Annotated in this window: 9 protein-coding genes; 5 read left to right on the top strand and 4 right to left on the bottom strand. The window is 41.7% G+C overall.

Annotated elements, in window-relative coordinates; genetic code table 11:
- Nucleotides 1–31: 31 nt before the first annotated feature.
- The 4 genes from ACMXYO_RS11005 (at nucleotide 32) to ACMXYO_RS10990 (ending at nucleotide 4,422) form a co-directional block, all read left to right on the top strand.
- Complete coding sequence (locus ACMXYO_RS11005) at nucleotides 32–1,705, top strand: AMP-binding protein (protein ID WP_415885166.1); 1,674 nt, start codon at nucleotides 32–34, stop codon at nucleotides 1,703–1,705.
- Between the two features lie 50 nt (nucleotides 1,706–1,755).
- Nucleotides 1,756–3,219 (top strand): NAD-dependent succinate-semialdehyde dehydrogenase, encoded by a 1,464-nt coding sequence (locus ACMXYO_RS11000; protein WP_415885165.1) that lies wholly within the window; start codon nucleotides 1,756–1,758, stop codon nucleotides 3,217–3,219.
- A gap of 63 nt (nucleotides 3,220–3,282) precedes the next feature.
- Nucleotides 3,283–3,708: a hypothetical protein gene (locus ACMXYO_RS10995; RefSeq protein ID WP_415885164.1), complete on the top strand. Its 426-nt coding sequence runs from the start codon at nucleotides 3,283–3,285 to the stop codon at nucleotides 3,706–3,708.
- A gap of 3 nt (nucleotides 3,709–3,711) precedes the next feature.
- Nucleotides 3,712–4,422: a 16S rRNA pseudouridine(516) synthase gene (locus ACMXYO_RS10990; protein WP_415885163.1), complete on the top strand. Its 711-nt coding sequence runs from the start codon at nucleotides 3,712–3,714 to the stop codon at nucleotides 4,420–4,422.
- A 33-nt stretch (nucleotides 4,423–4,455) separates the two neighbouring features.
- Here the strand turns inward: ACMXYO_RS10990 and hpaR are convergent, their stop codons facing one another.
- From hpaR to ACMXYO_RS10970, 4 genes are all read right to left on the bottom strand, one after another.
- The gene (gene hpaR, locus ACMXYO_RS10985) at nucleotides 4,456–4,878 is read right to left on the bottom strand and encodes a homoprotocatechuate degradation operon regulator HpaR (protein WP_415885162.1); all 423 of its coding nucleotides are present in this window, start codon (nucleotides 4,876–4,878) and stop codon (nucleotides 4,456–4,458) included.
- A gap of 204 nt (nucleotides 4,879–5,082) precedes the next feature.
- Complete coding sequence (locus ACMXYO_RS10980; protein ID WP_415885161.1) at nucleotides 5,083–6,693, bottom strand: diguanylate cyclase domain-containing protein; 1,611 nt, start codon at nucleotides 6,691–6,693, stop codon at nucleotides 5,083–5,085.
- Nucleotides 6,683–7,099 (bottom strand): hypothetical protein, encoded by a 417-nt coding sequence (locus tag ACMXYO_RS10975; protein ID WP_415885160.1) that lies wholly within the window; start codon nucleotides 7,097–7,099, stop codon nucleotides 6,683–6,685. Before ACMXYO_RS10975 ends, ACMXYO_RS10980 begins: the two co-directional genes overlap by 11 nt.
- Nucleotides 7,100–7,109: 10 nt before the next feature.
- Nucleotides 7,110–8,354, bottom strand: a complete 1,245-nt coding sequence (locus tag ACMXYO_RS10970; protein ID WP_415885159.1) for a hypothetical protein — start codon at nucleotides 8,352–8,354, stop codon at nucleotides 7,110–7,112.
- Between the two features lie 206 nt (nucleotides 8,355–8,560).
- On the opposite strand from ACMXYO_RS10970, the gene hrpA reads away from it, so the two are divergent.
- Nucleotides 8,561–12,487, top strand: a complete 3,927-nt coding sequence (hrpA, locus tag ACMXYO_RS10965) for an ATP-dependent RNA helicase HrpA (RefSeq protein ID WP_415885158.1) — start codon at nucleotides 8,561–8,563, stop codon at nucleotides 12,485–12,487.
- Nucleotides 12,488–12,602 lie beyond the last annotated feature (115 nt).

Raw genomic sequence — 12,602 nt, 5'->3', positions numbered from 1 at the left:
TAGTTTAGCCTGAGTATAAGGAGCTTTTCAGGTGAGTGTGAAACGAGATTCTCTCGAACAATTGCAGCTGGATATCCAAAACGTCGGGAGTATCACCGAGCTTCTTGATGAAGCTTGCAAGAATTTCGCATATAAAGATGCTTTCACTCATATGGGGGCAACTTTAACTTATGCTGATCTCGATAATCTTGCTGATAAATTAGCAGCTTACCTACAAAACTGTACCTCTCTTGAACCAGGTGATCGGATTGGCATTCAGCTACCGAATACCTTGCAATATCCAATTGCAGTGTTGGCAGCTCTAAGAGCAGGCTTAGTTATCGTTAATACTAACCCCCTTTATACCGCTGCTGAAACGTTGCACCAATTCAACGATGCCGGTGTTAAAGGGGTTATTATTCTTGCTAATAGTGCTCATCTATTAGAAGAGGTTTTACCTCAATCAAATATTCATACGGTTATAGTCACAGAACTTGGTGATATCCACCCTATGATGCGTCGTTTTATGATCAATTATTCGGCGAAATATTTGCGTAAAATCGTCCCTAAATATCGATTAAAAGATGCGGTTGGTTTTCGAGAGGCGCTGGCTAAAGGCGGACACTACACCTTAGAAAAAGTGCAGCGGGGTGCAGAACAAACTGTACTAATCCAATACACGGTGGGCACTACCGGGACGCCGAAAGGTGCCGTGTTAAGCCATAGGAATTTGATTGCAAATGTATTGCAGTTGAGACATCGCTTACCGGATACATTGAGAGCGGGTGAAGAAATTGCGATCGCACCTTTGCCGCTTTACCACATCTATGGTTTTCTACTTAACTGTTTGGTTATGCCGGTTTTGGGTGCTCAAGTGGTGTTAATAACAAACCCTCGTGATATTCAAGGGTTAGTTAATGAGCTAGGTCGATGGGATTTCACAGTATTCTCAGGCATAAATACTCTGTTTGTTTCACTTTGTCGTAATAGTTTGTTCAACCAGTTAGATATGACTCGGCTAAAGTTAACCCTTTCAGGAGGAATGGCGCTCACCCGTTCTGTTAGTGATGAGTGGGAAAGTGTAACGGGTTGTCAGATTATTCAGGGGTATGGCCTTACAGAGGCTTCTCCTGTTGTGGCCATTGGGGAACCGCACAACTCTCGCTATGGATCTGTGGGTAAGCCTTTACCGCTAACCGAGGTACGTATTGTAGGAGAGCAGGGGGAGGACCTCTGTTCGGGCGAAACGGGAGAGCTTTATGTGCGAGGCCCCCAAGTGATGTCAGGGTATTGGCGAGATAACTCATCGATACCGGATACAGACGGTTGGTTGGCGACAGGTGATATTGCTCGGGTGCTGGATGATGGCACTTTACGTATTGTTGATCGTAAGAAAGACATTATTAATATATCAGGCTTCCCTGTTTATCCTAATGAGTTAGAGAATACTATCTCCAGCCATCCTGATGTTGTTGAATGTGCTGTTGTTGGTTTACCCGATGAAACATGCGGCGAAGTCATTAAATTATTTGTGGTCACATCCAATCGACGTTTGTCTGTTAAACAAGTGCGAGAATATTGCCGCGAACGTTTAACTTCTTATAAAGTGCCTCGTTTAGTTGAATTCAGAACGCATCTTCCAAAGTCCAATGTGGGTAAGGTGTTAAGACGTTCGTTATTAGAAGAAGAAATAAATCGCCTGCAAAAAATACGTAAAAGAATTTAGCCAAGTTCGTAGGCTATGCCCGTTTTTGTTGGCCCAAATGAAGGTGAAGTATGGGACTTAGTTTGAGCGATTCAGGTTTGATACAAACCAAAGCTTTTATCAACGGTGAATGGGTAGCAAGCAATAGTGGAGCTGAATTCCCAATTTTTAACCCTGCTAATGGCGAAACCATTGCGCAAGTTACAAATGTTGGAGAGCAGGAAGCGAAGGATGCAATCGAAGCTGCTCAAGCATCGATGCAAGAATGGAAAGTAAAGTCGCCTGCTGAACGTTCCAATGTGCTTCAACGCTGGCATGATCTTATTATTGATAATGCAGATGATCTCGCCTCAATATTAACGCTTGAACAAGGTAAACCACTTGCCGAAGCTAAGGGTGAGATACTTTATGGTGCTTCTTATCTGAAATGGTTTGCTGAAGAAGCTAAACGTATTTACGGTGATATTTTACCTTCCGCTCAAGATCGACGCAGTCTTGTTATTAAGCAACCAGTAGGTGTGGTTGCAGCAATAACACCATGGAATTTTCCTAATGCGATGATTACGCGTAAGGTCGCACCAGCGCTAGCCGCTGGTTGCTCTATTGTGCTCAAACCAGCACCAGAAACTCCTTTATCCGCATTGGCCTTAGCTGAGCTAGCCGATCGAGCGGGTGTTCCTGCTGGTGTATTTAATGTCTTGCCTTGCCTAAATGCAGAAGAAGTTGGTGAGGTGTTTACATCGAGTACAACCGTGAAAAAGCTTACCTTTACGGGGTCGACCCCAGTAGGGAAACTATTGCTACGACAGTGCGCAGATACGGTTAAACGTACATCAATGGAGTTGGGTGGTAATGCTCCCGTAGTTGTATTTGATGATGCTGATATTGATCTAGCGGTTGCTGGAGCGCTTGCATCAAAATTTAGAAACTCGGGGCAGACCTGTATTTGTGCTAATCGTTTGTTGGTTCAAGAAGGGATATATGATCGCTTCTTATCTAAATTCATTGATGCCATCAAAGCATTTCGTTTAGGTGATGGATTTGATAAGGATACAACACTAGGTCCAGTGATAACCGATAAAGCACTGATGGGAATTGATGCAGTGGTTAAAGGTGCTATTGATCAGGGGGCTAGGTTAGTGACAGGAGGTCAATCTTCAGACCTTGGTGGCTGGTTTTATGAACCTACAGTCTTAGCAGATGTGAAGCCTGATATGGGTATCTTTAATAAAGAGATTTTTGGCCCAGTAGCACCCGTAATTAAATTTAAAACAGATGCAGATGCGATTGCACTGGCAAATGACACTTCGTTTGGTTTGGCTTCATATATCTACACGCAAGATATCTCGCGAATTTGGCAGGTTTCTGAAGCACTCGAGTACGGAATGGTTGGGGTAAATGAGACTGCTATTAGTTCTGAGTTAATTCCTTTTGGAGGAGTAAAAGAATCAGGTCATGGTAGAGAGGGATCTAAATATGGTTTGGATGATTATTTAGAAACAAAATATATCTGTATGGGCGGCTTAAGCGCTTAGTTTGTGGTTATCCTTATAATTAATAATAAGCTTGTATTCTTGAATGCCTAAGTAGAGGTTCTGATGGACAAAAAAGATTGCAAGGTCAATTACCAATGCCCAAATGCTTGGGATGATCTGGAAAAAACTAAGAACCCATTTGTAAGGCATTGTGATCAGTGCGAAAAAGATGTTCATTTTTGTGCAGATGTTGATTCGTTAAAAGAAGCAGCAGTTGAAGATTTGTGTGTTGCGGTCCCTGTAACTGATGGCCTTGAAGAAGGTGTGATGATGGGGGACATTGATTGGTCTGGCCCTGAAGGAGAGCCCTTCCCATTACTACCGCCAGAGCAAAATATTGAGGAAACTAATCTGTTAGATAGCTGGGTTAGTGAAGATAAGCCTCAACGGCCTGATGTTCCCGAGTTAAAATCTGAAAACACCGCTATTGAGTCATGGCTGAATAGCGAGCCTGACGATACGTTATCAACGGATAAAAAAGCTAAGTAATTCATGGCTGTAAATAAATCACGTTTAGATCGTTTCCTGGCCTCAAGAACACCATATAAACGCGGGGATGTAAGGTTACTTATCGCACAACAAAAGATCCTTGTTGATGGCCTTCCTGCTTTGGCTGCGAATCAAGTGATTGATCGCTTTTCTGTAATTCAGTGCGAAGGGGAAGTGCTGCAGGATAGACGTCCGATTTATCTGATGATGAATAAGCCTGTTGGTTATGTCAGCGCGACCAAAGATTCGATCCATCCTACAGTTTTTGATCTCCTTGAGGGGGCTTATGGTGATATGCATATTGCAGGTCGATTAGACCTCAATTCTACAGGGCTTTTATTGATAACCAACGATGGTGAATGGTCGAGTAAAATAGCTTCTCCAGATAGAAAGGTGCCGAAACGTTATAAAGTCGACCTCGCTAAGCCTATATCTGAAGAGTATGTTCCTGCCTTTAAGGCGGGGATGTATTTTTCCTATGAAGACATCACTACAAAGCCGGCCGATTTAGAGATTATCGATACCCATAGTGCCTTAGTGACTTTACAAGAAGGTCGTTACCATCAGATAAAGCGAATGTTCGGACGGTTTAGAAATCCTGTTGTGGGGTTAAAAAGGTTGTCTATTGGCGATCTGGATTTAGATGCATCCTTATCGCCGGGCGAAAGTAGGGAGTTAGTTGAGGATGAGGTGGCGCTCTTAACAAGTCTTTAAGATAGGGCCAGCTAAGGCGATAACTCAGAATGACTATGGCTCTATAGCTTCAATTTCTGCTAAAAGAGTCATTAACTGTTTTAGCTTATCTTGATCGTAGCGATCAGAGAAAGCTTGATAACGTTCTTCAATAGCAGGCGTAAGCTGCTCAATTAGATCGACCGACTTCGCGGTCAAGCTGATCAAAATTCGGCGTTTGTCTTCTTCTGATTTTCTACGCTGAATATAGCCCTGTTGCTCTAGGCGTTTAAGGATACCTGTTAAACTCGGGCTTAGAATACAACAAAGTTCAGCAAGTGCTTTTGATTCTAACTCTTGTTGAATTTTGATGGTTTGCAGTACTCGCCATTGCTGTTCAGTTAGAGAGTTCTCTTGTAATAAAGGTCTTACAAAAGACAGTGTAGCTTCGCGAGCTTTCAGCAATTGTAGGGGGAGAGAATCTTCTAGTGTACGCATGTGAATGATCTTTCAAAAATATTGTGCGCATTGTCAGGATTCGGGAACTAATGTGCAAGGCTTAACCGTATAATTCCTCCTAATGTATAAGGTTTTTTACTTCTGTGTTACAAAATGGGGCAGGAATTTAAAAAAGCTCGGACTTGAAAGGTATTTAGCGTATCAATTTTCCTTGTTTGAGTGCCGCAAGATTTAAAGGGCAGGTTATCCTGTGTTCCCCATTACCATAGTTTCGTCATAGATTAGATAGTTGTTTTTACCCTGCTGTTTAATTTGATACATGGTGGTATCAGCGGCTTTAATTAACGCGTTTAGGTCATTGCCATGGCGAGGTGCTAATGCAATACCGATACTAGCCCCTACTCGAGCAGCCTTGTCTAAACCTACCTCAATCTCTTTTTCTAGTAGTGTTAGTATTTTTTTCGCGACGGCTGAAACCTCATCTTCTAAATTGTTAGCGTCTCCCGCTATAAATATCAAAAATTCATCTCCGCCCCAGCGTGAAAGAAGGTCGGATCTGCGTAAAGCCGAATTAAATCTATTGGATACTTCTTTGAGTACGTGGTCACCTGCATCATGGCCATAGGTATCATTGATTGGTTTAAAGTGATCGAGATCGATTAGCATAATCGCGTGGTGACTATTAGGTTTTTCTAGTAATGATTCTTTAATAAGGCGCTTGCATCCTCGGCGGTTCAGTAGGCCTGTAAGAGTATCGACCTCTGATTCGTATCTTGCTTTAAGCTCCCGATGTACTCGTTCTGATATATCGTATATGACAAGTTCTAAAAGAACTTCGCCACTTTCATCAAAAACTTGCGACAGTATGCAGTGTAAATGTCGATCTGTTTCATCTTCATTTTTAAGACTCAGATCTAGAGAAACGGGGTTTGTAGAAGTTAGGGCTTTCTGAATCGCTTTTGCTAGCTGTTGCCTTTCTTCAAATAATTCAATTAATTTTTGAGTCTGGCACTCAGAAAAATACTTACAGGCTTTTTCACCGACGATGTTGGTGAAAGCTGGATTATTCATGAGCAGCTGACCGTCCATATTAACCAGTGCTATCCCAACTCGGGCATTGTCAAAAAGAAGGCGGAATTTTTGCTCTAGCTTCTGGACCTCGTCAAAGAGTTGATTCTTTTGCTGAATGGTTTTCTGCATCGCGCGAAGCAAGTTGTTACTGTCGTTTACGAGTAAACCAATTTCGTCTTGTTCATGGCCTTTAGGCGTAATAATTCGTTGGCTTGTGCCTGGTTTTATAACATGCAGTTGTTGTGCGATCTTTTTGAGAGGGTTGGCCAAAAGGCGGTTTACTAAAATGATTACAAGAAAAACAACAAAAACTGAATTTACGCCAAAGATAATGATATGTGATAGGGCGCGATTTTTGGCTGTTGCTTCAATTAACCCCTGATTAGGAATGAGCGTTAACTTCCCGATCGGTAGCTCAGGTGTGAAGGGGTCGCTTAGTTTCAAAACAACCAATCGGGCATTCGAGCCTATGGTTATATCACCAGCGGTTAACAACATGCCTATATCGCTGTTTAGAATAACGCCGGAAACGTTGTCATTTATGATCAGGCCATTGGTTATCTCGGCGCTAAGTTCTTCGTTTTCGAGGTATACCGCAACCTTGGCGCTTTGCTCTACTGTCTTGATGAGCTGTTGCAAGCTTTTATGGATTTCGTCGAGTTCTTCTTTGTAAGAGAGCTGAAACAATACTACGGCTGATATAAATAGAAACAAACAGGCAAATAGCGCGATCGATATGCCTGTTCTTATAGAGAGTTTTGCATTGAGTGGGCTACTCAACATGTGCAATGACCTTAACAGAATCAACCAGTTCTGATTTGTTGATATACCCTATCGCAGTAGTATCTTTCATGATGGTAGTAATTACCTCTTGGAAGGATTCTACTGACTGGGGTGGTGTTGCTCGACCTGCAAATATGAGTCTAGCCCAATATGCATTGATTTGCGGAAGTGTTTTTCCCGTAAGCCCTTTGTAAAACTTTGCTCTATGATCTGAATCTGTGGGCATATCTAGAGTTAAGGCTTTGCCGCCATTAGGAAAGTGTTGTACGCGTCCCATATATAGATCAATCACTTGTTTTCGACTGAGTTTGTCGATGCCACTGTCTGGGTGGCAAATAACGATCATATCGGCCGAAGCATGTAATGACAGAATCAAAGTGGAAAAGAAGACTATTAGATACTTCATCATCTTCCCCTTAGAACAAAAAGTTCACGTTGACAGAGAAAGTATCTACGGTTTCATCGATTGTATTCGATGAATCCTTAGCCCATAAACCCGCTCCGTGTGGTTTTATCCATGTTCTATCCCATTGGAATTTTATAGCGGTGTTATGATAAACATCCCAGCGGACACCTAATCCTAAGGATTTCTGATCTACACCCGTTTGGTCATACTGGTCTTGAACAATGTTTCTTAAACCAGCGAGTTGTGCTTGGGATAAAGGTGGTAATGAGTCTGGTACAGCTGCAACTTGGTTTATTCTATCCGTGTTTTCAATAATGGAGCCTACACCAAAAAATGTATAGTCGCCTATTCTTCTTCCTAGGCTGATGTAGCCGCTATGGGAAGACGTGAAGATATTATCTTTAGTTTTTACTTGGTTTATTTCTGTCTGAACAATCCATTGATTGTTATCGTAGGTTAGGCCGAGGGTGTAGTAATCGAATTTTTTCCCTTTTAGGTTAAGATCGTCAGCGGCAGATGCAGCTTGAGGCCATAAAGGGGCGCTGTCATCCAATGCTTGAATCAGGGGTTGATAAAACTCTACTCGATCACTCAATTCAATATGAGCGTAACCTAGTCTGAATTTCCAGTAATCACTCTCCCATAACAGGCTGGTGGCAATAGCAGGAGAAACCTTCAGTGTCACATCATCGTAAACAAAATCGTTTTGTGTAGTACCAACGGTTAGGTGAGCTTGAAAGAAGGATTCTTCTAATAGAGTTGAGTACGTTATATCTGCACCGTCGATATAATCAAAAGCGAGAGGGCTGTAGAATTCAATGGGTGGGCGTGCCCAAAGATAGGCATAACCTACATTTCGATACTCAGATAGCATGAATACATCAACACCTAAGCGACCTAAACGATAGCTAAATGGATTATCAGGACTTGGTTGATAGCGGAGGTAGGCCCATTCGACACTATTCTCTAGGCTTTGATCGATTCTGTTTTTATAAACTAACTGAGCTGACGTGCTCCATTGATCGTTTAAAGTGCTATCTACTTGTAAACCTAAGGTGGTGTCAGATTCAAAAGACCATGAATCAGAATCCTCGGCTGAGCGAGCAAGGTTTCTTCTAAAGTTTAGACTATCCCCAGCATTGCTTTTGACTAACCCTATGGTTGAAAAACCTCTGACGGTTGTTTTTTCTGCGTATAGAAAAGTTGAGTGAAGCAGTAAAATCAAGGAAGTAAAAATAAAATAAATTTGTTTCATCGTTCTTCATTAACCTTGTCACAAAACAGAGATCAAGCCTTTCAGGCATTATAGGAGGGTTTATTAGGAAATGCTTTTAAATTAGTTGTAGTAATTTTAATAAGTTAGTTGATTCTGGAGTTTGAGAAATCAAACCCAAGAAAGGTGTCCTAGGGCACTATCTGTTATAAAATTACGCCTTTAAAAAGTAGGGTAAGGCGAAGCACTTGAATCAGAGTAAAAAACAGCTCAGGTCTTTATTGGGTGGTTGTCGAATTTCGGATCGTTTCCGTTTGAAACGCCGTATCGAACGATTGGCAAGTGATGATCAGGCAGCAGCTTCTAAATTAATTTCAGATATCGAAGCTTCTTGTAAGTGGGTTAGCAGCCGACAACAGATGAATATGGATATCTCTTACCCTGACCTTCCTGTTAGCAGTCGTCGTGAAGAAATCAGTAAAGCGATCGAAGAAAACCAAGTAATTGTGTTGGCTGGTGAAACAGGTTCAGGTAAAACGACGCAATTACCCAAAATTTGCTTAGATCTAGGTTTGGGGTGTAAAGGTTTAATTGGTCATACTCAACCTCGTCGATTGGCTGCACGTACTGTTGCAAGTCGTATAGCTGATGAATTACAAAGTCCGCTGGGAGAGAGGGTTGGCTATCAAGTTCGTTTTCATGATCAAGTAGGTGAGAATACTCAGGTCAAGTTGATGACGGACGGTATTCTGCTAGGTGAAACCCGTCATGATCGCTTTCTTGAACAGTATGAAGTTTTGATAATCGATGAGGCTCATGAACGGAGTCTGAATATCGATTTCTTACTAGGCTATATAAAAAGAATTCTACCTGAACGCCCAGATCTAAAAGTAATCATTACTTCAGCCACGATCGATTTAGAGCGTTTTTCCAAGCATTTTGGTGATGCGCCTATTATCGAAGTATCTGGGCGTACCTACCCTGTAGATGTGCTTTATCGTCCTTTACATGAAGTTCAAGCTGAAGATGAGAAAGCTTTAGATCTTCAGCAAGGGGTTTTGGCTGCAGTAGAAGAGTTACTGCAGATGGAGCGTAAACAGGGTAAAGGGCCGCAGGGTGATGTTTTGATCTTTTTACCCGGTGAGCGTGAAATACGTGAAACAGCTGAAGTTCTGAGACGAGCCGAATTAAAACATACCGAAGTTTTGCCGCTTTATGCGAGGCTTTCTTTGGCGGAACAAAATAGGGTATTCCAACGCTCGGGTAAGGCTGCTGCTACCCGACTAATCTTATCTACAAACGTTGCTGAAACCTCATTAACTGTTCCTGGAATTAAGTATGTAGTTGATACGGGTTTGGCTAGAATTAGCCGATATAGTTATCGCTCTAAGGTTCAAAGACTTCCAATCGAAGCCATTTCTCAAGCGAGTGCTAACCAGCGAGCGGGTCGTTGTGGGCGTATCTCTGAAGGTACCTGTATACGTCTTTATTCTGAAGAAGATTTTAGTGCACGGCCTGAGTTTACGGATGCAGAGATCCGTAGAACAAATCTCGCAGCAGTTATTTTGCAGATGCTCTCTCTTAAGCTGGGGGATATCTCAGAATTTCCTTTTGTTGATGCACCGGATAATAGATATATCAATGATGGCTTTAAACTACTGCAAGAGCTGGGCGCCGTAGATGTTAAGCGCAATATTACGAGAGTCGGTTGGCAGTTATCAAAACTTCCAATCGATCCTCGTTTAGGGCGAATGGTAATAGAAGCGGCAAGAAACAAATGTTTGCGTGAAGTTTTGATTATCGTGAGTTCCTTGTGTATCCAAGATCCACGAGAAAGGCCGCAAGAGAAGCGCCAAGCCAGTGATGAAAAACATCGCTTGTATGCACATGAAGAATCTGACTTTTTGTCGTTTGTGAATCTATGGGATCATTACGAAGAGCAGAGGCAAAAGTTAAGTCAAAATCAGTTACGAAAATATTGTGCTAAGCAATTCCTTTCCTATATGCGTATGCGTGAATGGCGAGATACTCACCGTCAATTGCATCTGATCTGTAAAGAGCTGAAACAACAAGATGATAAGTTTGTTGAAAGGGAGCAAGGGGCTTCTTACGAAGCGATTCATCGTTCCCTTTTAGCCGGGTTGTTGAGCCATATGGGCTTTAAGCAAGAGAATAAAGAATATCTAGGGGCACGTAACCGACGTTTTCTCCTATTCCCTGGCTCAGTCGTATACAAAAAAGCACCGAAATGGATTATTGCGGCAGAGCTTGTTGAAACTAGTCAGTTATACGCTCGTTGTATCGCTCGCATTGACCCTGCATGGGCAGAAAAGTTAGCGCCAAATTTGATTAAGCGTAATTACAGTGAACCCCATTGGGAGAAAAAACGGGCAGAGGTCGTTGCGACAGAACAGGTCACACTATATGGCTTAATTATCGTTCCTAAGCGCAAAGTGAGTTATGGGAAAATTGATCCATCTATAGCTCATGAAATCTTTATTCGACAGGCTTTGGTTGAAGGTGAGTTTAATTCTCAAGCCGCTTTTATTAAGAAAAATAGGGCCTTGTTGCGTGGTATTGAAAGATTAGAGGCGAAATCTCGAAGAAAGGACCTGCTTGTTGATGAAGAGCAACTTTATGAGTTCTACCGACTTCGTCTTCAATCACTTCAAGGTGAGCATATAGTCAATGGTGCTGCTTTTGAAAAATGGCGTAAACAAATTGAGCAAGAGACCCCAGATGCGCTTCTGATGCAAGAAGAAGACATCTTACAGCGATCTGCTGAGCATGTGTCTGTGGTTGCATACCCTGACTTTTTTAAATGGGAATCAGCCAAATTAAAATTGTTTTATAACTTTTCTCCTGGGGCAAAAGATGATGGTGTAACACTTCAGGTACCATTGCCTTTACTAAATGCTATTCCTCTAGAGCAGATGGAGTGGTTGGTACCAGGAATGCTAGAAGAAAAGTGTTCTGCAATATTGAAGGGACTACCTAAACAACAGCGTAAGCACTTTGTACCAGTGCCTAATTATGTTGAAGCTTTTATCAGTGCAGCTGAATTTGGTGTAGGTAATTTATACGAGGTATTTGCTCATCATCTTCTTCGTATGACAGGAATTAGAATTCAAGAATCAGATTTAAGGCAGAGTTCTTTGCTTGATCATCTATCAATGAATATTCGCCTAGTTGATGAAAAAGGTAGATTACTGAGTGAGTCAAGAAGCTGGGAAGTACTGAATTATAAGTTCGCATCTCAAATAAACGAGAGGCTGGCAGAAAAATCTGACAATGAGTGGGGACGTCAAGGCATAACGAAATGGGATTTTGGGCAACTAGAAGAAAACTGCAAAATCAGTAAATATGCCGGAGTTGAGGTTGAGGCATATCCTGCTTTAGATGATGCTGGTGAATCCGTAACTTTGTGCCTGAAATCACATAAGGATGAAGCGGTTCAAATTAGTCGTTCAGGTATCACGCGTTTAGCTTTGCTTTCAATGAAAGAGCAGATTCGCAATTTGAAAAAAACGCTGAAAAAAGATCAAATTACTCAAAGTGTGCTATTGAGTGGTGGTCTCTATAAGCCTGCTCAAATAGAGCAAGAGATTATTTGGCAAGCTTGTTCATCAATAATATTACCTGAGAATGGTGTAATTAAGGATAAGAAAGCATTTGAACAGGCTGTTTTGAAGTGTAAAAGCGAAATCATACCCACTGGAGAGAAATTTTTAGGAGAAATTCTGCAGCTTTGTCAAACCTATAATCGAATCCAAAAACAACTTAAAGGTAAAGTGCAGTTAAATGAGGTGCCAGTGTTAAATGATGTAAAGCAGCAGCTGGCTCAGTTAATGTACAAAGGCTTTATAAAAAGTGAATCAGCTAATGTATTGAAACAATATCCAAGGTATCTGAAAGGGATTGAAATTCGCCTTGAAAAATTCAGACGTAATCTAAGACAAGAGTGTCTTCAGAGTGAGCAGTTGCAACAGTATTTTTCTCAGTACCAAAAGCGATATGAAAAACATTGTTCTCAAGGTATCTATGATCAGGAGTTAACAAACTATCGCTGGATGATCGAAGAACTCCGAGTTTCTCTCTTTGCCCAACAGTTAGGGACGGCAACAACCGTTTCTGAAAAACGCCTTAAACAGCAGTGGGCCAAAGTGGTCAGTTGATGTAGATCAATAAAATTCAGGAGTAATACTTTTGTGGGGGGAGGTAGTTAAATAAATGCTCTAACAAAGGTTGCACAAGCTTTTTTGGTATGTTGTAATGCCCGAAATTTATTTG

Source organism: Neptuniibacter sp. QD37_6, from assembly GCF_047778085.1.
GTDB lineage: Bacteria > Pseudomonadota > Gammaproteobacteria > Pseudomonadales > Balneatricaceae > Neptuniibacter.
Note: the sequence above shows the minus strand (reverse complement) of the source record. Positions and strands in the feature narration are given on the sequence as shown.